Source organism: Streptomyces sp. NBC_00690 (genome assembly GCF_036226685.1).
Lineage (GTDB): Bacteria > Actinomycetota > Actinomycetes > Streptomycetales > Streptomycetaceae > Streptomyces.
Window position 1 is genome coordinate 4,490,709 of record NZ_CP109009.1, and the last position, 21,269, is coordinate 4,511,977.

The window sequence follows — 21,269 nt, forward strand, 5'->3', positions numbered from 1 at the left end:
GGGCGGATCGGCTTTGGACGAGCCGCTGGAGCACGAACTGCGCGCCCTACTCGAACGCGGCACGCCCCGGCTCGCCACATCCGATGGCCTGCTGCGCCAGGTGCGGGAGCGGGTCGTACGACGTCGACGGATCAGGATGGCCCTGGTGACGGGGGGCGCCGCGGCGGTGGCCCTGGTCACGGCCGGAGCGCTGCTGCTGCCCACCACGGCGGACTCCCGGCGTCCGGCGTTGAGCGCACAGACCCCCGCCGCCGTCCCCCCGACCGAAGACACGGTGACGTTCACGGAGTTGGACGGGCTGACGGTCCGACTGCCGGGGGTGTGGCACACCCTGACGATGCCCGCGGACCGCCGCAACCTCGTCGAGCCCCAGGGGTTCATCGCCACCCAACCGGTAGCCCCGTTCACCCGCCCCTGCCAGATGAAGTACGCGGACGGCTGTCTGCCGCTGGACCGTCTCGGCCGTGGGGACATCCTCATCACCGTGACCGCGGGCGGGCCGCCCGGGAGCAAGATCGACAGGCGGGCCTCACGCAAACTCCAGGCCATGGGCGTGGACGACAACTGCGCGGCCATCGGCGGTGCCGTCACCCACGCGGCGAGTCTGGTGACCGACTCCAAGCCCTATCCCACGGTTCTGTCCGCGTTCCGGGTCTGCGCCGCCCCCGGCACCACCGCCGAGACCTGGGCCGATGTCCAGAAGATGATCGACAGCGCCCAACTCGCTGACGCGGACACACCCGATCCCACCACCTCGACAGGACGGTAGATCCCATGCACGCTCGTACGGGCGCGACATCGGCGGCGGCGCTCGCACTCGTTCTTGCGCTGAGCGGCTGCCAGACACAGTCCGGCAAGGCCGCAGGGCCGGGCCCCGCCAAGGAGACCGACCCTGCCGAGAGTGCTCCCGGGGCGCACCCGGTGCACGGCGCCGAGCCCTCGCCGCTCGCGGAGAAACCCACCGAGATACCGGGGCTCGGGCCCAAGACGCGTCAGCGCATGGGCCTCAAGAGCAGGCAGGCACTGGTGGTGCGCGCCGAGGGAGTCGACGCCAACCAGGGGACCGCCGTCCTCTACGAACGCGATTCCGCGGGCGCCTGGCGCCCCGCATCGGACACCTGGCCCACCCGCAACGGCGTCCGCGGCTGGACCGAGCACCACCGCCAGGGCGATCTGCGCACCCCGATCGGCGTGTACGGGCTGACCGACGCGGGCGGACTGCTGAAGGACCCCGGCACGAAACTCCCGTACGACCAGGGGCCCGGCTTCACCCCGCCGAACCGCACCAATGTCGAGGGTGAGCCGCTGACCGGCGCCTTCGACTACGTGGTCGCCGTCAACTACAACCGGGTGGCCGGGCACACCCCGCTGAGCTGGACCCGGCCGCTGGGAGACGCCAGGGGCGGCGGTATCTGGCTCCACGTCGAGCACGGCGCCGGTACGCAAGGCTGTGTGGGGTTGCCCCGGGAGCGCATGAAGGAGTTGCTGCGGCGGCTGGATCCGGCGGCCGAGCCGGTGGTGGTGATGGGGCCCGTGGCGGCGCTGGCAGCGTGAACCGTCCGGGCGCGCCAACGCGCGCCCGACGCCGTAGGACCTCGAACCCGACGCCGTACGACCCTGCACCCCGACGCCGTACGACACGACTCCCGGCCCCGAGCTCATGCCCGGGACCGGGGGTCGTACGCATTCCGGTGTTCCGGTGTTCCGGTACTCCGGTGTTCCGTGCGGATGCATCACGCGCCGCTGCCGGGTGCTACTGGTTCTTCGGCTCCTCCAGCCGCGGGAACAACACCGCGCCCTTGGTGACCGTCGAGCCCACCGGCAGCAGGCCCCAGGTGCCCGCGTCCTGCACCCTCTGGTCGGCCAGGGCGCCCAGGGACGTCTCAGCGCCCAGGGAATCCCACAGCGCCTGCGAGGTGCGCGGCATCACCGAGTTCAGCAGGACCGCCACACCGCGCAGCGCATCGGCCGCCGTGTACAGGATGGTCGCCAGGCGCGCCTGACCCTCGGGAGAGGTGTCCTTCGCGACCTTCCACGGCTCCTGCTCGGTGAGGTAGCCGTTGACCTGCTTCACGAAGTCGAAGACCGCGAGGATGCCGCCCTGGAAGTCGAGCTCCTCGCCGATCAGCCGGTCCGCCGTCGTGACCGCCGTCGCCAGACCGTCCTGGACCGCCTTCTCCGCGGGGCCGGACGCGGTGGCCTCCGGCAGCTGCCCGTCGAAGTACTTGCCGACCATGGCCGCCACCCGCGATGCGAGGTTGCCGTAGTCGTTCGCCAGCTCGCTCGTGTAGCGGGCGGTGAAGTCCTCCCAGGAGAACGAACCGTCCTGGCCGAACGCGATGGCCCGCAGGAAGTACCAGCGGTAGGCGTCCACGCCGAAGTGCGAGGTCAGGTCCTGCGGCTTGATGCCGGTCAGATTGGACTTCGACATCTTCTCGCCGCCGACCATCAGCCAGCCGTTCGCGGCCACCCGGCCGGGTACCGGCAGGTCGTTCGCCAGCAGCATCGCCGGCCAGATGATGGCGTGGAAGCGCAGGATGTCCTTGCCGACCAGATGGACGTTGGCCGGGAAGGTGTCGGCGAACTTCGCCGGATTCTCGTTGTAGCCGACCGCCGTCGCATAGTTCAGCAGCGCGTCGATCCACACGTAGATGACGTGCTTCTCGTCCCACGGCACCTTCACGCCCCAGTCGAACGTCGACCGGGAGATGGACAGGTCCTGAAGGCCCTGCCGAACGAAGTTCACGACCTCGTTGCGGGCGGACTCGGGCTGGATGAAGCCCGGATTGGCCTCGTAGAACTCCAGCAGCTTGGGGCCGTACTCGCTCAGCTTGAAGAAGTAGTTCTCCTCCTTGAGGAGCTCCACCGGCTTCTTGTGGATCGGGCAGAGCTTCTGGCCCTCGTAGGGGCCCTCGCCGTCGATCAGGTCCGCCGGGAGCTTGTACTCCTCGCAGCCCACGCAGTACGGGCCCTCGTAGCCGCCCTTGTAGATCTCGCCCTTGTCGTACAGGTCCTGAACGAACTCCTGCACCCGGTCCGTGTGCCGCTTCTCGGTGGTCCGGATGAAGTCGTCGTTCGCGATCCCCAGATGCTCCCAGAGGGGCTTCCACGCCTCTTCCACGAGCTTGTCGCACCACTCCTGGGGCGTGACGCCGTTCGCCTCAGCAGTGCGCATGATCTTCTGACCGTGCTCGTCCGTGCCGGTGAGGTACCACACCTTCTCGCCGCGCTGACGGTGCCAGCGGGTGAGCACGTCGCCTGCGACGGTCGTGTAGGCGTGGCCCAGGTGAGGAGCGTCGTTGACGTAGTAGATGGGGGTCGTCACGTAGTACGCCTGCACGTCTGCGCTCGATCCCTGCTTCTCGGTTCCAGTGGCCGCCATGGTCGAAATCCTAGTCGCCCCCGGATGCTCCCCTCACCCGCATAAAGCCCACCGGGAGCGGGTCCGCGCTGAGTGGCGAGGTGGTGGAGACATCCGCGAAACATCCCGCGGGATAGGAACGGGATGGAAGGACGCATCCTGGATGGACGATGCGTCCTTCGCCGGCGGGACGGGCAGTGGGCCCGGGAGCCCCGCGGCGCGGCGGTCATGGCAGGGGAGAAGGCGGTATGCGGGTACTGGTGGCCGAGGACGAGGAAATCCTGGCCGAGCTGGTCGCCACCGGGCTGCGCCGCGCCGGTTTCGCGGTCGACACCGTGTACAGCGGAGATGCAGCCCTGGCCTATCTGGGACTCCACGACTACGACGTGGTCGTCCTCGACCGCGATCTGCCGCGCGTCCACGGCGACCAGGTCGCCCGGGAGCTCGTCGCCTCCGAGTCCCGCACCCGCATTCTGATGCTCACCGCCTCCGCGTCCATGGAGGACCGGGTGGAAGGGCTCGACCTGGGCGCGGACGACTATCTGGGCAAGCCCTTCGAGTTCCCCGAGCTGGTCTCCCGGGTGCGTGCGCTGCGCCGCCGCAGCGCACGGGCCGTACCGCCCCTGCTGGAGCGCCACGGGGTCGTGCTCGACACCGTCCGCAGGACCGCCGTCCGAGAGGGACGGCTGCTGGATCTGTCCCCGAAGGAGTTCTCCGTGCTCCAGATCCTGTTGGAGGCGGACGGCGCGACCGTGTCGGCCGAGGAACTCCTCGAACGGGCCTGGGACGCGCACACCGACCCCTTCACGGGAGCTGTCCGGGTCTGCATGAGCAAGCTGCGGGCGAAGCTGGGCGAGCCCGCCCTGATCCGAACGGTCCAGGGAGTGGGGTACGCACTGTGACCCGGAGCCCCGGCGCCGGGCGGACGCCCGGAATCGCCGGTGCGCGGATCACGGCCGCCCGAATGCGACGCACCCGGCTCGGTCCCGTCGTGCGCGGAGGGCGAACCGGCCAGCGCGTCGACATCGGCCCGGGAGCCGCCCGCACCCGCATACGCCACGCCGGAGCCGGACGGCTGGGTCCCGGCTCCACGATCCGCACCAGGATCGCCCTCGTCTACGGGGCGGTCTTCCTCGTCCTCGGCGGGGTCCTGCTCGCCGTCGTCAATCTGCTCTCCCGCGCGGGCACGGAGGACCAGGCTGACTCCATCGCCCGGCGGGCCGTCCTCAAACCGCACCCGTCGTCACCCGGCCTCTGGTCGGTGAGCCATGGCGACCTCACCACCTTCAGGGCCCAACAACTCACCGAGAACGTGAGCGACGCGGCGTCCGAGGAGATGCTGTTCTGGTCGCTGACCGCACTGTTGATCACCGCGCTGTGTGCCGTCGCGGTCGGCTGGTGGACGGCTGGGCGGGTGCTGCGGCCCGTGCACGCCATGACGGCGAAGGCACGCCATCTCTCCGAACGCACCCTGCACGAGCGCATTGCGGCCAGCGGACCCGACGACGAGTTGAAGGAGTTGGGGGACACCCTGGATGCGCTCCTCGCCCGGTTGGAGAGCGCGTTCGACAGCCAACGCCGATTCATCGCCAACGCCTCCCATGAACTGCGCACGCCCCTGGCCACCCAGCGCACGGCCATCCAGGTCGGTCTGGACACCGGTGCGTCCCCCGAGGACCTGTTGGCCACCAAACGCGTGCTGCTCGACACCAACCGGCGCAGCGAGCGGCTGATCGAGGGGTTGTTGATGTTGGCCCGCAGCGAACGCGGACTGGAGGAGCGCGACGACATCGACCTCGGTGAGCTCACCCGGGAGGAATCGGTACGCCACGAGGTCCGGGCCGAGGTGGAGTACGGCGTCGTCGTGCGGGGGAACCGGCTGTTGTTGGCCCAGTTGGTGGGCAATCTGGTGTCCAACGCGGTCGCCTACAACATTCCGGGCGGGACGGTGAGCGTGCGGGTGGCCGCCGATGCGGTCGGCGAGGGTGTGCTGGTCGTGGAGAACACCGGGCCGAAGGTCGCCGAGGATGACATTCCCTCCCTGTTCGAACCCTTCCGGCGTGGGGAGGGCCGGGACCGGATGGGACCAGGGGCCGGCCTCGGACTGTCCATCGTCCGCTCGATCACCGATGCCCACGGGGGGCGGGTCTCGGCCGGCCCGGGCCCTGAGGGCGGGGGGCTGACCGTCACGGTGACCCTGCCCGTCGTCCACACCGTTGCGGACCGACAGCCGAGGTAGATGTGTTGTGGTGTGTTGTGCGATCGGTTGACGGACGGATGGACGGGTGGGTGGACGGCAAGCAAGCAGGCGGGCGGGACCGGGTGACGGGGGCGGTTTGGGGGACCGCTCACAACGCACATGCCGCCGGTACGAGGAGTACCGGCGGCACGAGGTAGGGGGCTGCGCGGGAGCTGCTACGGCTTCCAGCCCTGGAGGAGGCCGTCGAACAGCTCCTCGTCGGGGAGTTCGCCGGGCTTGGGACCCGCGTGGAAGAAGCCCGCGTTGTCGACGGAGAGCTTGCGGAGGTAGTCGAACGCCTTCGCCTCGTGCTCACCGAAGGCGATGAACTGCCAGAACACCGGCTTGTCGGCTGCTGCCGCCAGTGCGGCGGTCGCGGCGGTCTTGGACTCGGGGGCGCCGTCCGTCTGGAAGAGCACCAGCGCCGGAACCGGCTTGCGGGACCGACTGCCGGTCGCCGCCCGCAGGGCCTTGCTGGCCTTGGCGTGTAGTGCCAGGACCTCCTCGACCGCCAGGTGGTAGTTGGTGCGTCCCATCCGGCCGAAGGAGTCGTGGAGTTCGTTCACTCTTCCTTCGTACGCATCGGGGGTGAGCGTCCCGGTGCCGTCGACCTCGGTGGAGAAGAACACGACCTCGATGGCGGGTGCCGTGCCCTCGTGGAGGTGCGTGGCCAGCGCGAGGGCGCGCTCACCGAGGTGTTGTGCGCTGCCGTCCTTGTAGAAAGTGCGCATGGAGCCGGAGCGGTCCAGCACCAGATAGACGAGCGCCTGGGTGTCGCTGAGTCCCGCCCGCTGGAGTGCACTGGCCGCGGCGGCCCGCGTTGGGGCGAGCGCGGTGGGTACTGCGGGTGCTGTGCTTGCTGTGGGGCTGGTGGTCTCGGGGGTGGGTTCGTCCAGGTCCGCGACGCCCGCGACGCCCGCGACGCCCGCGGCGGGCGCGGCGGGCGCGGTGGGCTCGGTGGGCTCGGTGGGTTGGTCCGCCTCGACTTCCTCGGCTGCTGCCGGCTCGGCCTCGGCGGCGACCGGCTCAGTTGCAGACGCAGACGCAGGCTCGGACACGGACACGGACACGGAGTCCGGCGCCGGTGTCGGGTCGGGGGCGGCCACCGGCTGTGCCGGGGGCGCGGTCGCTGATTCCGGTGCGGTGACGTCCGCCGTGTCGGCGTCGGCGTCGCCCCCGTCTGCCTCGGGTGCCACCGCAGTGGGCTCCGGCTCGGTGGACTCGGCCAAGACCGGGGCGGTCTCCTCGGCGGTGACCGCACTGTCCGCTTCGTCTGCCTCCGCTGCCTCTGCTGGCGGTGCTGCCTGCGCTGCTTCTGCTGGCGGTGCTTCTGTTGGCGGTGCCTCCGAAGCCGGTGGCTCGGCCTGCGACAGGGGCTCGGCCGGCGCTTCCGCCACGGATGCGACTGCGTCACCCGCCGACTCGGTGACCTCGGCCCGGTCGTCGGCCTCGGTCTTGGTCTTGGTCTTGTCTTCGGGCTCGGCCTGGTCTTCGGGGTGGTCGTCGGCCTGGGCCGATCCCGTCTCTTCGCTGCTCACAGCGAGCTCCGGATCCGAGTCCGGGCTCTCGCCGGCAGTGCTGATCGATTCGGACCGGGTGGCCTCCGCGGGCTCTTGCGGCTGCTCGACCGGCTGCTCGACCGGTTCCGTGGCACTGGCTCCGGGGGCGCTCTCCGTACGGGCCTGGGAAGGGACCGATGCGGTGCGCGGCCGGGGCTGCGGATTGTCGAACGCGGCCGACACCAGATCGGCGGCCAGGCCGGAGGGTGTGGACGCGGCGTCCGCCGCAGCGGCCGGGGCCTCCTCCTGAGTGGGCGCGGGCGCGGGGGCCGGCGTCGTAGCGGCCTCTGCGGATCCGGACGCGGCCGACGCGGAGGGAGCCGCCTTTGCGGCGGTTGCCGACGCCGGCTCGGCGGTTTCCGTGGCGGGTGCCTCGGCCGGCGAGGGAATGACGGGTGTCTCGGTGGAAACGGCCTCGGTGGTGGTGGCCGGTTCTGGACGTTCGGACTGGGTCGGGACTGAAGCTGCGACCTGCTCGGTGGGCTCCGAACGATCGCGACCGAACACCTTACGCAGCAAGCTCCGAATGCCCATGTGCGAAACCTTTCGCATGAGTTGGGTGTTTTATATCCGCATATGGACCAAGTCGTTCTGAGGGTGTCCTGGCCAGGGCGGACACGTAAGGTTAGCGGCCACTCGTAGTAAACCCCCGCAGGGGCGGATTAACGGAAACTCGTCTGCGATCGGTTCCGTACGAGACCCTTCCCGGTCGGTACAGCTCATGTCTTTCCGTGCATTCATCCCTCGTTCACCCTGTGTCCGCCGCATTGCGTGCAAATCCTCCTAACGTCACGGCTGACGACATCCCGACAGACTGTCGGCGCGGGTGCGCCGGAGGAGGACGAAGTGCGCAGATTGCTGCCACTGTTGAGCACCAAGCCCCACGCGGGTGGACGTTCCGCGCTCACCTGCCGCTACCGGTGCGGTGACGCCTGCTTCCAAGAGGTCCCCAACACCAGCGACAACGAGTACGCGGGCGACATCATCGCCCGTGCCCTGTCCCGCCGCTCGATGGTGCGGACGGCGGCCGTCGTGACCGTGGCATCGGCTGCCGCCACCGTTCCCGTACTGGGCGCCGGTACGGGGCAGGCGGTGGCCGCGCCCCTCGACCAGCGCGGTCAGCGGCCCGGTGGGGGCCGTGGCCCCGACGGCGCCCGTGGCCTGCGCTTCGCCCCGGTTGCGCCCAACAAGAAGGACGCGGTCACCGTCCCCTCCGGCTACAGCCAGAACATCGTGATCCGTTGGGGAGACCCGATCCTGCGCGGTGCGCCCACGTTCCGCGCCGAGAGGCAGACGGCGAAGGCGCAGGCAGGCCAGTTCGGCTACAACAACGACTTCCTCTCCCTGCTCCCGCTCCCCGGCGAGCGCGGTCGACAACTCATGGTCGCCAACCACGAGTACACCGACGAGGTACTGATGTTCCGGGGGTACGACCCGGAGAAGCCGACCCGTGAACAGGTCGAGATCGCCTGGGCCGCACACGGTCTGTCCGTCGTCGCGGTCCAGGAGGAGCGCAGGACGGGCCGGATCATCGCGCTCAGCAGGCATCCTCTGAACCGTCGGCTCACCGCCACCAGCGCCTTCGAGATGACCGGCCCGGCAGCAGGCAGCCCCCTGCTGCGCACCTCCGTCGACCGTTCCGGCGTCAGGGTGCGGGGCACGCTCAACAACTGCGCCGGTGGCGAGACCCCGTGGGGGACGACGCTGCACGGCGAGGAGAACTTCAACCAGTACTTCGCCCACGGCTCCAGCGCCACCGACAAGCGCTACGGCATCGGCACGGGGCCAAGCGAGCGCAAGTGGGAGCGGTTCGACAAGCGCTTCGACGTCCGACAGGAGCCGAACGAGTCGCACCGCTTCGGTTGGGTGGTCGAACTCGACCCGTACGACGCCGACTCCGTACCGCGCAAGCGCACGGCACTCGGACGCTTCAAGCACGAGGCCGCAGCGCCCCGGCTCACCGAGGACGGCCGCCCGGTCGTCTACATGGGCGACGACGAGCGGTTCGACTACTTCTATAAGTTCGTCTCGTCGAAGCGGATGAAGAAGGGCACGTCGCGGGCGGCGCGCGAACACAACCTCACCCTGCTGGACGAGGGCACGCTGTACGTGGCCAAACTGACCGGCGACAGCCCGGAGTACGCCGCCGGCAGCGGTACGGGCGCTCTCCCGGCCGACGGCGAGTTCGACGGCTCAGGCGTCTGGATCCCGCTCGCCACCGGTGATGTCTCACACGTACCGGGGATGACCTCGGACGAGGTGTACGTCTTCACCCGGCTCGCCGGCGACAAGGTGGGGGCCACCAAGATGGACCGGCCCGAGGACGTCGAGCCGTCCCCGCGTACGGGCCGGGTCTATCTGGCGCTGACCAACAACACTGACCGCGGCAAGCCAGGTAAGCCGGGCGCCGACGAGGCGAACCCGCGCAACCTGAACAAGCACGGCCAGATCCTGGAACTGGCCGAGAACTGGGATGATCCGGCGAGCGACGGGTTCGCCTGGCGGCTGTTCCTGGTCGCGGGCGACCCGAAGGACCCGCAGACCTACTTCGCGGGCTTCCCCAAGGAGCGGGTCAGCCCCATTTCCTGCCCGGACAACGTCGCCTTCGACCCGCACGGCAATCTGTGGATCTCCACGGACGGCAATCAACTCGGCTCGCACGACGGACTCTTCGGAGTGGCGACCCACGGCGAGCGCCGTGGTGAGCTGAAGCAGTTCCTCACGGTCCCGATCGGGGCGGAGACCTGCGGCCCGGTGATCCAGGACCGGCGGGTCCTCGTCGCCGTCCAGCACCCCGGTGAGGTGGACGGGGCCTCGGCACAGAAGCCCGCCAGCGCCTGGCCGGACGGGCCGGGCCGGATGGTCCGCCCGTCCGTCGTGGCGGTGTGGCGCAAGGACGGCGCCGACATCGGAGTGTGAACACTCTCCTCGCGCCGCCCCGGAGCCGGGCGGCGCGAGGATACCCGCGCAGCAGCTCATCTGCGGTCCGGAGCGAAAACGATCCGCTGCGCGTCCTGCCCGAGCCGTAGAGTCGATGGCATGGATAGCGAAGGTGCACAGGGATCGGTGCGCGTCGACGCCTGGATCTGGTCCGTACGGCTCACCAAGACCCGCTCCCAGGCGGCTGCGGCCTGCAAGGCCGGCCACGTCCGAGTGAACGGCACCCGGGTGAAGCCCGCCCAGTCGATCCGTGTCGGCGATCAGGTGCGGATCTTCCATGAGAGTCGTGAGCGGCTGGTGGTCGTCGCACAGATCATCCGCAAGCGGGTGGGTGCGCCGGTGGCTGTGCAGGCGTACGTGGACAACAGTCCGCCGCCCCCGCCGAAGGAATTCGTCGCGCCGGTCGCGGTGCGGGACCGGGGTGCCGGCCGTCCCACCAAGCGGGACCGGCGAGAGATGGAACGCCTCCAGCCGGGCCAGCCGAAACCGGCGCGCTAGCGGCCCCCGCGCCGGTCGTCACCCGCGACTCTCGTCAGTTGTCACCCGTGTCGGTCGTTTCCCGGGGTCAACGGCCGGCGTGGAGGTCCAGTCGCACCAGGAGCGAGCGGTGGTCGGTGTTGCCCAGCTCCAGGAACCGGGCCTTGCGCACCGAGAACTCCTCGCTGATCAGCACATGGTCGATCTGTGTGCCCAGCGGCCGGCCGACCATCGTGGGCCAGGACGGGGTGCGGGAGGCTCCGCCGAGGGCCGAGCTGTTCCGCAGGTCGCCGTCGTCGAGGATGTTCCTGAAGGCGGCGTGGTCCTGGGAGGCGTTGAAGTCCCCCGCGACGAGCGTGGGTTCCCCCTTCGCCCCTCGGGCGTACTTCCGCATCAGCTCCAGTTCGGCACGCCACTCGTCCACCCCGTCCGGAATCGGCGGCAGCGGGTGGGCCAACTGCACATTGACCTTCTGACCTGCGATGACCGCCACCGAACCGGGCATCGCATGGAGGCTCTCGATCCCCGCGGCCTTCTGCAACGGGTACTTGCTGAGGATGGCCGAGCCGGACGCCGAGGCCCCTTCGACCACATTGCGGTACGGATACTCGGCCTGCGATATCTCCGCGGCCAGGGCGTCGGAGCAGACGGCCGCGCACTCCTGGACGAAGACGAGGTCGGGCTGCTCCCGCTGGATCGTGGCGAGCAGCCCCGGTGTGGCATTGCCGAACTCGACGTTCGAGGTGAGGACGTCGAGCTGAGCTATGACCTGCCCCTTCGGCTCATCGGCGAGCCCCGAGTCGTACGGTCTGACGAACCAGCCGATCAGTGCGAGGACCACGGTCGCCCAGGCCATGCCGGCGCGCCAGCGGGCCAGCAGCGCGAACAGCAGGGCGAGCGCCGAGGGCGCCAGCAGCCAGGGCAGGAAGGCGAGGAGTTGGGGCACGGGGGTGACCCCGTCCATGTCCATGATCCGGTGGACCACCACGACGGTGGGCACGATCAGCAGGAGGACGGCGAACCACCCGGCAGCTCGACGGCGGCCCGGAGGCCGCAGCGGGGCGTCCGGTACTGCGGCGGGTGCCGCGGTCGAGGTGGCGCTGTCCAAATCCGGCCTCCGAAGGTGTTTCACGCGTGCAGGGGTTCCGGGGTCGCGTTCCCGTGACCTCTGACGACGGAACGTCCCACTGTCATGACGCCAGTTTCGCCGACTCTGTTGCGCCTCTCGCCCGCTTGGGGATAACTCGTTGCAATCGGTCCGGGACTTTCCGGATCGGTCAGGGACCTTCCGGGTCTGCCGGGCCCGTTCCGGGGTGGTCGTCCGCCTTGCCCGCCCGGTCGTGCGCCTGGTCCTGGGCAGTCTGACGGTCCTGGGCAGTCTGCCGGCGGCGGCCGAGCCACCAGATGCCGACCGCCGCGACCAGACCCACACCCATCAGCCACCACGATGTCGTCCGCAGGGACGCGGTCAGTGCGTCGAGCACCGCGCCCGCCGCCGGGCGGTCCAGGTCCGAGGGGAGGTCGTTCAGGGCCACGGCCCGCCCTACCCGGACGATGAGCAGCAGAAGGGCGCCGCCCACCGCGAGTGCGCACCCGAGCAGGGCCAGCGCCCGCCGACGACGGGGAGCGCAGAGGACGGCGGCCACGGCGAGCAGGGCCGTGGTCACGGGCAGCCATACGCCGGCGATCTGGAGGGCGTCGAACACCTCACGCGCCACACCGAGACGTTGTGACTCGACGATCGTGATCGTGATGTCACCGATCGGGATCTGGTCCGCGAAGGGCACCCCCTCGGCGGACAGCTGCCGTTTGACCTGTTCGATCACCGGACCCAGGTCGATGCTTGCGGTGTCGCCGTCATCGCTGGTCAGCGCCTGCTCGACGGCGGTGTGCGCGGCTCGGTTGACCGTGTTCCACGCGGTCTTGTATGCATCCGTCGCGGCGAAGCTGAGCACCGCATCGTGGATGAGTTCGCGTACGGCAGGGGTGAAGGGCCCGGCATCGACCTTCGTCAGCACCTCGTCGGTGATGCGGTCGGCCACGGCGTTCTGCACCGAGGGGTCGGAGGCGAGCGGAGCCATCGCGGAGACATAGCCGTCCGGGTCGCCGATCTCCCGTTCCGCCCAGACGGCCAGTGCGCTGAGCGGTGTCAGGACGGCGACGAGCACGAGCAGCACCGTCGACACCGCTGAGAGGAGACTCCGCACCCTTCCAGGGAACGCGGCCCGCGCCCTGGGCGCGACCGCTGCTCCGCCGACCGGGCGCGGGACCGACTGCCCCGGAGCCAAAGCCCTGGCAGCAGCCCCACCCTGGCCTCACCTCGGCTTGCGCCGCGCGGCGTCGCGTGGTGAGCGGGGGTGGTGGTCGAACGAGATGAGGCCCTGACTTGCCGGGTGCCGCGTGTGGGTGTGCCCTGAGAGGGAGTGACGAGCAGGACCGTGAGGGAAGGGGCCCGGCCATGGCCACACATGCAACGCCGTCCGCGCGGCACCACATTTCTCTCAGCTGGGGGGTGCCGCTGGCTCTCGGAGCGGTCTTCGGCTTCTACGCGGGGTTCCTGCGTCGGACCGGGGTCGCCGTCAGCTGGTGGGACGTCCTCTTCGGCGTGGTTGCCGGGCTGGTCTTCGTCGGGGTGGCGTACGGCCTCGGTCGGATCCAGCGGGCCCTGCCGCGCGAGCTGCGCGCGGCGGCCTACGCGGGGCTGTGCGGAATGTCGATCGGCTTCCTCCACAGCCTGACCGGGTGCAGCATCCTCCAGGCGGTGGGCATGGGGCTGTTCTTCGCCGCGGCCATGTTGGTGGCGTCGTACTACATCTTCTACATGCGGGAGAAGTGAACACCCCTTCTCGGTGTCGGTGTCGGTGTCGGTGTCGGTGCCGCCAGCCGCGCCCTGGTTGGTCGACCGCTGACCGTGCGGGCCCGGTCGACCGCTGGCCGTGCGGGCCTGGTCGCTGATCGCCTTCGTACGCCCTACGCGGGCCCCTGGCTTTCGTACGCCGTTGCATGACCCCTGCCGCAACCCCTGCCGCACCGCCCGGCCCGATCTAGCGGGTCATCGCCCGCCCACCCGGTCCGCCAGTTCCTGCCGCCAGATGAGATCTGGCGATCGCGCGTCGTGATCTCGCGCCTTAGGGGTGAGGGCTGGTTTCGACGGGAGGAGGGCCCAGCTGATGCGGGAGTGTGGCGAGCGGTCACCGGAGCCCTTGCGGGTCGCCGTGATCATCGGCAGTACGCGGGAGGGACGGGTGGGCGACGGCGTCGGCCGGTGGTTCACCGAGCGTGCCCGCGAGCGTACGGAGTTGGAGTTGGCGGTCATCGATCTGATCGACTTCGACTTCCCGACCCGCTATCCCGCACGGACGACCAGGGTGGTCGGCGAGTTCGCTGCTCAGGTGGATCTTGCGGATGCTTTCGTCGTCGTGACGCCTGAGTACAATCGGTCGTTTCCCGCCTCCCTCAAGCAGGCCATCGACTTCGCCTACGACGAGTGGCAGGCCAAACCGGTCGGCTTCGTGAGCTACGGCCATGGCTCACAAGGGCTGTACGCGGTGGAGCAGCTGCGTTCGGTCTTCACCGAGCTGCACACCGTGACACTGCGCAATGGCGTGGCGATCAACCTCCTCGACGAGCGTTGGGAGGAGCAGGACCGCGCGGTCCAGGCGATGCTCGACCAGCTCGGTTGGTGGGGCTTGGCACTCAGGGAGGCCCGTGCCCTGCGGCCGTACTGCTCCTGAGCACCACCAGCTTCACCAGTCCGATGAGCCCGTTGAGTGTGGAAAAACTTTCAGATGAGATGTGCCGACATTTCGCATGATGGATGCGAGGTGTGGCCGAATTCCTACGGTCCGACCGATGACTTCCGTCGATCGTGTCGGTCGAATCCCTAGAACCAACCGAAGACCACAGAACCAACCGAAGACCACGGTCCGCCGCTGACCGGGGAGGCCCTCACGACGCCTCGCCGCGCCAGTGGCCCGCACCCGAGCCTCACCGTGAAACCAAAGGAAAAGGCGTGATGAGTACAGAACTGGCAATCGAGAGCAAGGGCCTGGTGAAGGTCTTCGGTGAACATCGGGCGGTCGACGGCATCGATCTCAACGTGCCCGCAGGCACCGTCTACGGAGTCCTCGGCCCCAACGGCGCCGGCAAGACCACCACGGTGAAGATGCTGGCGACCCTGCTCCGACCCGACGGCGGCGAAGCCCGCGTTTTCGGCAAGGACGTGCGGAAGGACGCCGACGCCGTCCGCGCCAGGGTCAGCCTGACCGGCCAGTACGCCTCCGTGGACGAGGACCTCACCGGCATGGAGAACCTGATCCTGCTCGGCCGGCTCCTCGGCCACTCCAAGCAGGCGGCCAAGGCCCGGGGCGAACAGCTCCTGGAGGCGTTCGGGCTGCTCGCTGCCGCGGAGCGGCAGGTGAAGAACTACTCGGGTGGCATGCGCAGGCGCATCGACATCGCCGCGTCCATCTTGAACACTCCCGATCTGCTCTTCCTCGACGAGCCGACCACAGGGCTTGACCCCCGCAGCCGCAACCAGGTGTGGGACATCGTGCGCGCGGTCGTCGCGCAGGGCACGACGGTCCTGCTGACCACGCAGTATCTGGACGAGGCGGACCAGCTCGCCTCCCGCATCGCGGTCATCGACCACGGCAAGGTGATAGCGGAAGGCACCAAGGGCGAGCTCAAGGCATCCGTCGGTTCCGGCGCGGTCCATCTGCGGCTGCGTGATGCCCACCAGCGCCCCGAGGCCGAGCGGGTGCTTGCGGCGGTCCTCGGTGTGGAAGTGCTGCTCGACTCCGATCCGCTCGCACTGACCGCGCGGATCAATGGGGACGCCAGTGAGTTCGGTGCCGCAGAACAGGCCGCCAAGGCACTGGCCGAGCTCGCGCACAACGGAATCACCGTGGACAACTTCGCGCTGGGCCAGCCCAGCCTGGACGAGGTCTTCCTCGCCCTGACCGACAAGAAGGGGGCGGCATGAGCACCGCGACCACCACCAAGTCCAGTGACAAGGCCGACCTCGAATTCGAGGCCCCCAGGGCGGAGGATCTCGCAGCGCTCCTGGTGAACAAGGAGCGACCACCGCGGCCCAGTGCGCTGTCGGCGTCGATGACCTTCGGCTGGCGGGCGATGCTCAAGATCAAGCATGTGCCCGATCAACTGTTCGATGTGACTGCTTTCCCGATCATGATGGTGTTGATGTACACCTACCTCTTCGGAGGTGCGCTGGCCGGGTCCACCGAGGAGTACATCCAGTTCCTGCTGCCTGGCATCCTCACCATGAGCGTCATCATGATCACGTTCTATACGGGTGTCGCGGTCAACACCGACATCACCAAGGGCGTCTTCGACCGCTTCCGTACGCTGCCGATCTGGCGGCCCGCCCCGATGGTGGGCTATCTCCTCGGTGACATCGTCCGCTATCTGATGGCTTCCGTGGTGATGCTGACCGTCGGCATGATCATCGGCTATCGCCCGGACGGTGGGATCGTCGGTATCGCGCTCGGCGTCCTGGTCCTGATGGTCTTCTCCTTCTCCTTCTCCTGGGTCTGGACGATGTTCGGGCTGCTGCTGCGGAGCGAGAAGTCGGTGATGGGCGTCAGCATGATGGTGATCTTCCCGCTGACCTTCCTGAGCAATGTCTTCGTCGACCCGAAGACCATGCCGGGATGGCTCCAGGCATTCGTCAACAACAGCCCGGTCACCCATGTGTCCACGGCCGTGCGTGAGTTGATGGCGGGCGAGTGGCCGGCCGCGGACATCGCCTGGTCCCTTGCATGGTCCGTGTTCTTCGTGGTGGTGTTCGGCACCTGGACCATGCGGCTCTACAACCGCAAGTGAGGTTCCCGCACTGAGCGCGGGGCCGGGCGGCGGGTGTTTCCGGGGGGAACACCCGCCGCCCGCTCGTTACTCCCTGTGCCGCCCGCCCCGTATCGGTGGTCGCTCCCGGTGTGGGTAGGGGTGCCATCAACGGCATCGCTGGACAACGGCACGGCTGGACAAAGGCACGGCTGGACGAAGGCACGGCTGGATAACGGGCATCGCTGGACACGGGGTCGCTGGACAACGCCGGTCGTCGACTGGCATGGCGACGAGGGCCATTGACGAAGGCCCGTCCTCCCGCCGTTGACCTTCCTCCCGGGGGAAGCCCCAGCATCGGGGCATCGGGTGGACCACCACCCGGTGCGAGGAAGGAACCGCATGGTCCGGCTGACGATCGGGGCGTTCGCCCGTGTCTCTCGGCTCTCCGCCAAGGCGCTGCGCCGCTACGACGAACTGGGACTGCTGCCACCGGCGAGCGTCGATGCGTACTCGGGATACCGGTACTACGACGAGAGCCAGTTGGAGCGCGCCCGGCTGGTGGCCTGGCTGCGCCGCATCGGAATGCCGCTGGCGGACGTCCACACCGTCTGTGACCTCAGTGAGTCCGACCCGGCCGCCGCGGCCCAAGCCGTACGGGCGTACTGGGCACGGGTGGAGGCCGACACCGCCGCCCGTCGTGACCTGGCGTTCTTCCTCGCCGACCAGCTGACCCAGCTTTCCGAGGAGGAAACCGACATGCTCCAGCTCGGCATTCGCTACGCCGCCAGGACCGATCGCGGCCTGGTGCGCGAGACCAACCAGGACGCCGCCTACGCCACCTCACGGCTGTTCGCCGTCGCCGATGGCTACGGCGGCCAGGGCGCCACCGCGAGCCTGACGGCCATCGACGCCCTCCGGGAGTGGGACGCCACCACGGCGGGGCGGCCCTCCACCCGGGCCGGTGATCTCCTCAACGCCCTGGAGGACGCCGTCCTTCAGGCCAACACCGCACTCCACGGGTACGCGGACTCCGGCACCACCCTCACCGCGATGGTGTGGACCGGCTCCCGACTCGCGCTCGTCCACATCGGCGACACCCGGGCCCTGTTGCTGCGCGGCGGCGAGGTCTTCCACATCACCCATGACCACACCCTCGTCCAACGCATGGTGGACGAAGGCACGCTCACCCGGGCGGAAGCGGACTCCCACCCCCAGCGCGCGCTGCTGCTGCGCGCCCTGGACGGCCGTGAGACATCGGCCCGCCCCGATCTGCGGCTGCACGAAGCACGGGCAGGAGACCGCTATCTGCTCTGCTCCGACGGTCTGTTCTCGGTGGTGTCCGACGGTGATGTCCAACGGGTGCTGGCCTCCGTCGATGACCCGGAGGTCGCGGTGGCGGAACTGATCGACCTGGCCAACCGGGCGGGCGGCCCGGACAACATCGCCTGCGTGGTGGCGGACGTGGTGCCGGTCTGACGCCCATGCTGTGACGACCGCTCGACGGAGCGCAGTCCGTCCTCATGGATCCGCCCCTCCGCGGATGCGTACGCCTGGCCGAGGTCCCTGGCGCCCACCCGGCGTGAGAATGACCGCGCCGGGATGGATCCGGCCCGGTCAGCCTTCTCAGCCCCTAACGGTCCGTCCCGGAGCACTCATAGCCGCCACTGCACCGGCTCCGTCGGACGGTAGGCACAGTGGGCACCGGTCGTCACCGAATCCCGCAGATGCGCGGCCAGTTCGGGATGGAGCACCTTCATCTTGCGCAGGGTGTCCCTGATCCGCGCGGTCACCGTCTTACGGGCGCGCTCCGCCTCGTCGCCCAGTCGTCGGGTACGACCGCCCAGCCCGGCCGCGGTGCGCAGTTCATCGAGGAGAGCCGCCCGCTCGCGATCGAACTCCGCCGCCCTACGCGTGTCGCCCAACTCCGCCGCGCGGTCTATCTCCTCGTCCAGCCGCTCCAACCGTAGGCGGTAACGGGTCTTCGCCTCCTCGTCGAGCACCGGATCCGCACCGAAGCGGTGTGCCGCGAGAACCGATGCACCGCCCTCGGGGTCCAACAGGGCCACCGCGGGCAGCTCCGCCCCCGGACGGGACAGCAGCGCATGAAGATCCCTGAGCCCTTTGGCGTCCGGCATGTGCACCGCACGGTTCGCGAACCGCAGCGCCCAGACGGCGCCCTGCTTGTGGAACTCCCCGGCTGCCGCCGCGGGGTCCTCGGCAGGAACGCCCCTCCCAGCCTCCGACGCCGTCCCAGCGGTGCTGCCAGTCGTGGTGGCGGGACGGTCCCTTTCGATGACCGTGCCCGGCGCCACCAGCACATGCATCAACCCCAACTCCTCGGCTTCCCGGCGCGTCTGCTCGCCCAGTTCCACCGGTGTCGCCTCACCCAGCACCCGCATCAGTGCGGCCCGCGAGCGCACCGACCAGGGCCGGGCACGCATCCGGTCCGCCGACTCGTACGCCGCGGTCAACTCCGCCGCCGCAGCCTCCCGGCGCCCCCAGGCCGCGTCCAGCAGACCCAGCCAGAGATCCACCGGCCCGCCCAGGTCACACCCGTACAGCGAGACCACCCACTGACCGGCGTACGGCGCGAGAGCGGCCCTCGCCTCCTCGATTCGGTCAGGATCCCCCGACAGCGCCGCGGCCTGGGCGCGCAGCCGCATCCAGAGCGGGGTGAAGATCCGCGGCGGTGGCTCGGGCAGGGCGTCCGCCATGCGCACGGCGAGCGCCGCATCCCCCCGCTCGGCTGCCGTCACCCCCACCAGCAGTTCCGGGTAGGGGTGCCCGATGCCTTCCAGTTCGTCCAACACCGCCTGCGCGGCGGCGAACCGACCCTGGAGCAGCTTCAGCGCCCAATCCATATGTGCGGAGACAAAACTGAACTGCGTCTTCCCGTGCCGCATCGCGGCCACTTCGGCCATGAGCTCGTGCGCCTGCTCGAACCGCCCCCGCAGAGCGGCGATCAGAGAGTTGTCGATCAGCCGTGCCATCTCGAAGCGACGCAGCTCCGCCCGCTCGGCAAGGGCACTGAAGGCGCGCAGCTGGTCGAAGTACCGTGGATCGGCCAGCTCCAGCAGGGTCACCCAGCGCATGGAGTGGGCGTGCATCTCCATCTCCCGGTTGCGGGTGCGATGGCCGACGTCGATCATCTCTGCGGTGAGCGTCAGCCGCTGCTCTGCGGTGCCGAGTCCCCAGATCGAGTCGTGCCGGGCCCACAGCGAGAACGCCAACGCTTCATCGTCGTCCCCGCTGCGCGCCAGCGCGGTCGTCCGCACGGCCAGTTCCTGCGCCAGGAGCTCGGGGGAGAGCGTCGGTTCGTCTCCGCTGCCGATGAGCGCGCGATGCGCGTCCCTCAGCAACTGGGTGTGGTGTCCCTGCCCCGGCGCGAAGTGGTCGTTCTGGTGAATGGTGATCGCGACCCGCGCCAGCAACTCCGGGTCCCGCAGCGACCGGGCCAGTTCCACGGCTCGCTCGAAGGCTTGTATGCCCGTCGTCTCCTCGCTCTGGTGGACCAGTTCGCCGCCCAGGTCGAGATGGAGGAGGACCGCCCTGCGGGTGTCGTCCCCTGCGGCTTCGATCGCCCGCCGGTAGTGGCCGACGGCCTCCTCCCCCGCGAGCCTGCTCGATGCGTCCCGCGCGGCGAACAGCAGCAACTCGACCCGCTTCGCCCGGTCCAGCTCCTCTCCCGCCAGATACGCATGGCGGGCCAGATCGGCCGGCACCACCTTCTCGCCCAGCGTGGGCGTGGCGTCCAGGGCCTGGACGACCAGGGCGTGTCGGGCCCGTCGTTGGGGCTCGGTCAACTCGTCGTAGAGCGTCTCGCGCACGAGGTCGTGGGCGAAGGCGAACAGTCCGCCCGGTCTGACGGTCACCAGCCGGGCGGCCACGGCACGCTCCAGCAGCCGATCGACCTGGGGAACCGGTGTGGAGACGGCGGCGGCGAGTACCTGGCGGTGGATCTCCCGCCCCAGCACGGCGGCGGTCTCCAACAGGGTGACCACGGATTCGGGCAGCAGCGCCAGCCGCCGCCGCACCGCCTCACGGACACCCGGCGCGACGGTGGTGACCGGACTGCCGCTGCGCCAGATCCTGGCCGTCTGCTCCACGAAGAACGGGTTGCCGCCCGTACGTCGGAACACCTCGTCGACCAAGGGGGTCTCGGGTTCGACGCCGGCGGTCAGGGCGATCAGCGCGCCCACCTCGTCCCGCGCCAGACCGGTGAGCGTCACCGTCGCCGCGGAACGGGAGGTCAGTGGCAGGATCAGCCGGTGCAAGGGGTGGTCGGCCGCCTCCACCTCGACATCCCGATAGGTCCCCACCAGCAACAACCGCTCGTACCAGGCGTGTTGTGCGGCGAATTCCAACAGTCTCAGCGAGGCCGGGTCCGCCCAGTGGAGATCTTCGAGGACGACCATCACCGGCCGCTGCTGTGAGGAGGTGACCAGGGCGGTGGTCACGGCGTCATAGAGCGCGAAGCTCTCGTCCCGCTCGCGTGAATCGTCGGGTTGCTCGCCGAGCAGCGCCGCCAGCGGCCTCCCCGCCGCCTTCTCTATCTGCGGCCACTCGCTCCCCAGGCTGCGCCGCAGCCCTCGCACCACCTGGACCCACGGCCAGTACCCCGGGGCGCTGTCCGAGTCCCAGCAGGAGCCGCCGAGCACCAGCGCCCCGCGCCTGCGCGCTTCGTCGGCGGCTTCCGTCACCAGCGATGTCTTTCCGATTCCGGCTTCGCCTGTGACCAGCACAAGGCCGCCGTGGCTCGCCGTGGCCCGGTCGATCTCGGCTTTGAGGACGCCCGCGGGGTGGTCGCGCCCGATCAGTGCAGGGGTCATGACGAAACCATAGGAGGCACCACTGACAATGCGCATGGGGGATTGCGTTCGACAGGGCT

Annotated in this window: 16 protein-coding genes; 11 read left to right on the forward strand and 5 right to left on the reverse strand. The window is 69.5% G+C overall.

The window, feature by feature from the left end; genetic code table 11:
- Positions 1 to 13: 13 nt before the first annotated feature.
- Both OID54_RS19695 and OID54_RS19700 read left to right on the forward strand, forming a co-directional pair.
- On the forward strand, positions 14 to 769 hold the full coding sequence (locus OID54_RS19695) for a hypothetical protein (RefSeq protein ID WP_329021352.1): 756 nt from the start codon (positions 14 to 16) through the stop codon (positions 767 to 769).
- A gap of 5 nt (positions 770 to 774) precedes the next feature.
- Entirely contained in the window at positions 775 to 1,554 is a 780-nt protein-coding gene (locus OID54_RS19700; protein ID WP_329021353.1) for a L,D-transpeptidase family protein, read from the forward strand.
- A 199-nt stretch (positions 1,555 to 1,753) separates the two neighbouring features.
- Here OID54_RS19700 and metG read toward each other — a convergent pair whose 3' ends face one another.
- Positions 1,754 to 3,382, reverse strand: coding sequence for a methionine--tRNA ligase (metG, locus tag OID54_RS19705; protein WP_329021354.1), 1,629 nt, complete (start codon positions 3,380 to 3,382; stop codon positions 1,754 to 1,756).
- A 227-nt stretch (positions 3,383 to 3,609) separates the two neighbouring features.
- On the opposite strand from metG, the gene OID54_RS19710 reads away from it, so the two are divergent.
- Both OID54_RS19710 and OID54_RS19715 read left to right on the forward strand, forming a co-directional pair.
- Positions 3,610 to 4,263 carry a response regulator transcription factor gene (locus tag OID54_RS19710; RefSeq protein WP_329021355.1) on the forward strand — a complete coding sequence of 218 codons (654 nt, stop codon included), beginning with the start codon at positions 3,610 to 3,612 and terminating at the stop codon, positions 4,261 to 4,263.
- Positions 4,260 to 5,600, forward strand: a complete 1,341-nt coding sequence (locus tag OID54_RS19715; RefSeq protein ID WP_329021356.1) for a sensor histidine kinase — start codon at positions 4,260 to 4,262, stop codon at positions 5,598 to 5,600. Before OID54_RS19710 ends, OID54_RS19715 begins: the two co-directional genes overlap by 4 nt.
- A gap of 176 nt (positions 5,601 to 5,776) precedes the next feature.
- Here OID54_RS19715 and OID54_RS19720 read toward each other — a convergent pair whose 3' ends face one another.
- Positions 5,777 to 7,693: a VWA domain-containing protein gene (locus OID54_RS19720; protein WP_329021357.1), complete on the reverse strand. Its 1,917-nt coding sequence runs from the start codon at positions 7,691 to 7,693 to the stop codon at positions 5,777 to 5,779.
- A gap of 312 nt (positions 7,694 to 8,005) precedes the next feature.
- Between OID54_RS19720 and OID54_RS19725 the strand changes: the two genes are divergently transcribed.
- Together OID54_RS19725 and OID54_RS19730 are read left to right on the forward strand one after the other, a co-directional pair.
- Positions 8,006 to 10,078 (forward strand): PhoX family protein, encoded by a 2,073-nt coding sequence (locus tag OID54_RS19725; protein ID WP_329021358.1) that lies wholly within the window; start codon positions 8,006 to 8,008, stop codon positions 10,076 to 10,078.
- Between the two features lie 120 nt (positions 10,079 to 10,198).
- Positions 10,199 to 10,597, forward strand: coding sequence for an RNA-binding S4 domain-containing protein (locus OID54_RS19730; RefSeq protein WP_329021361.1), 399 nt, complete (start codon positions 10,199 to 10,201; stop codon positions 10,595 to 10,597).
- A 67-nt stretch (positions 10,598 to 10,664) separates the two neighbouring features.
- On the opposite strand, the gene OID54_RS19735 is transcribed toward OID54_RS19730, so the two are convergent.
- The gene (locus tag OID54_RS19735; protein ID WP_329021363.1) at positions 10,665 to 11,684 is read right to left on the reverse strand and encodes an endonuclease/exonuclease/phosphatase family protein; all 1,020 of its coding nucleotides are present in this window, start codon (positions 11,682 to 11,684) and stop codon (positions 10,665 to 10,667) included.
- Positions 11,685 to 11,853: 169 nt separating this feature from the next.
- The gene (locus OID54_RS19740; RefSeq protein WP_329021364.1) at positions 11,854 to 12,783 is read right to left on the reverse strand and encodes a hypothetical protein; all 930 of its coding nucleotides are present in this window, start codon (positions 12,781 to 12,783) and stop codon (positions 11,854 to 11,856) included.
- Between the two features lie 251 nt (positions 12,784 to 13,034).
- Between OID54_RS19740 and OID54_RS19745 the strand changes: the two genes are divergently transcribed.
- From OID54_RS19745 to OID54_RS19765, 5 genes are all read left to right on the forward strand, one after another.
- Positions 13,035 to 13,412 (forward strand): hypothetical protein, encoded by a 378-nt coding sequence (locus tag OID54_RS19745; protein WP_329021365.1) that lies wholly within the window; start codon positions 13,035 to 13,037, stop codon positions 13,410 to 13,412.
- Between the two features lie 334 nt (positions 13,413 to 13,746).
- On the forward strand, positions 13,747 to 14,310 hold the full coding sequence (locus OID54_RS19750) for an NADPH-dependent FMN reductase (protein WP_329021366.1): 564 nt from the start codon (positions 13,747 to 13,749) through the stop codon (positions 14,308 to 14,310).
- Positions 14,311 to 14,591: 281 nt separating this feature from the next.
- A complete protein-coding gene (locus tag OID54_RS19755; protein ID WP_329021367.1) occupies positions 14,592 to 15,560 on the forward strand; it encodes an ATP-binding cassette domain-containing protein in 969 nt (322 codons plus the stop codon).
- Positions 15,557 to 16,420, forward strand: a complete 864-nt coding sequence (locus OID54_RS19760) for an ABC transporter permease (protein WP_329021369.1) — start codon at positions 15,557 to 15,559, stop codon at positions 16,418 to 16,420. The genes OID54_RS19755 and OID54_RS19760 overlap by 4 nt, the downstream gene beginning before the upstream one ends.
- 360 nt (positions 16,421 to 16,780) lie before the next feature.
- Entirely contained in the window at positions 16,781 to 17,857 is a 1,077-nt protein-coding gene (locus tag OID54_RS19765) for a MerR family transcriptional regulator (protein WP_329021370.1), read from the forward strand.
- Between the two features lie 176 nt (positions 17,858 to 18,033).
- Here the strand turns inward: OID54_RS19765 and OID54_RS19770 are convergent, their stop codons facing one another.
- The gene (locus tag OID54_RS19770; RefSeq protein WP_329021371.1) at positions 18,034 to 21,210 is read right to left on the reverse strand and encodes an ATP-binding protein; all 3,177 of its coding nucleotides are present in this window, start codon (positions 21,208 to 21,210) and stop codon (positions 18,034 to 18,036) included.
- Between the last annotated feature and the right edge of the window lie 59 nt (positions 21,211 to 21,269).

What these genes read in the sequence shown, in the direction of transcription:
- OID54_RS19760 (WP_329021369.1), top strand. Translation starts at nt 15,557, where the DNA reads ATGAGCACCGCGACCACCACCAAGTCCAGTGACAAGGCCGACCTCGAA.
- OID54_RS19700 (WP_329021353.1), top strand. Translation starts at nt 775, where the DNA reads ATGCACGCTCGTACGGGCGCGACATCGGCGGCGGCGCTCGCACTCGTT.
- OID54_RS19765 (WP_329021370.1), top strand. Translation starts at nt 16,781, where the DNA reads ATGGTCCGGCTGACGATCGGGGCGTTCGCCCGTGTCTCTCGGCTCTCC.
- OID54_RS19720 (WP_329021357.1), bottom strand. Translation starts at nt 7,693, where the DNA reads ATGGGCATTCGGAGCTTGCTGCGTAAGGTGTTCGGTCGCGATCGTTCG.
- OID54_RS19750 (WP_329021366.1), top strand. Translation starts at nt 13,747, where the DNA reads ATGCGGGAGTGTGGCGAGCGGTCACCGGAGCCCTTGCGGGTCGCCGTG.
- metG (WP_329021354.1), bottom strand. Translation starts at nt 3,382, where the DNA reads ATGGCGGCCACTGGAACCGAGAAGCAGGGATCGAGCGCAGACGTGCAG.
- OID54_RS19755 (WP_329021367.1), top strand. Translation starts at nt 14,592, where the DNA reads ATGAGTACAGAACTGGCAATCGAGAGCAAGGGCCTGGTGAAGGTCTTC.
- OID54_RS19770 (WP_329021371.1), bottom strand. Translation starts at nt 21,210, where the DNA reads ATGACCCCTGCACTGATCGGGCGCGACCACCCCGCGGGCGTCCTCAAA.
- OID54_RS19710 (WP_329021355.1), top strand. Translation starts at nt 3,610, where the DNA reads ATGCGGGTACTGGTGGCCGAGGACGAGGAAATCCTGGCCGAGCTGGTC.
- OID54_RS19730 (WP_329021361.1), top strand. Translation starts at nt 10,199, where the DNA reads ATGGATAGCGAAGGTGCACAGGGATCGGTGCGCGTCGACGCCTGGATC.
- OID54_RS19745 (WP_329021365.1), top strand. Translation starts at nt 13,035, where the DNA reads ATGGCCACACATGCAACGCCGTCCGCGCGGCACCACATTTCTCTCAGC.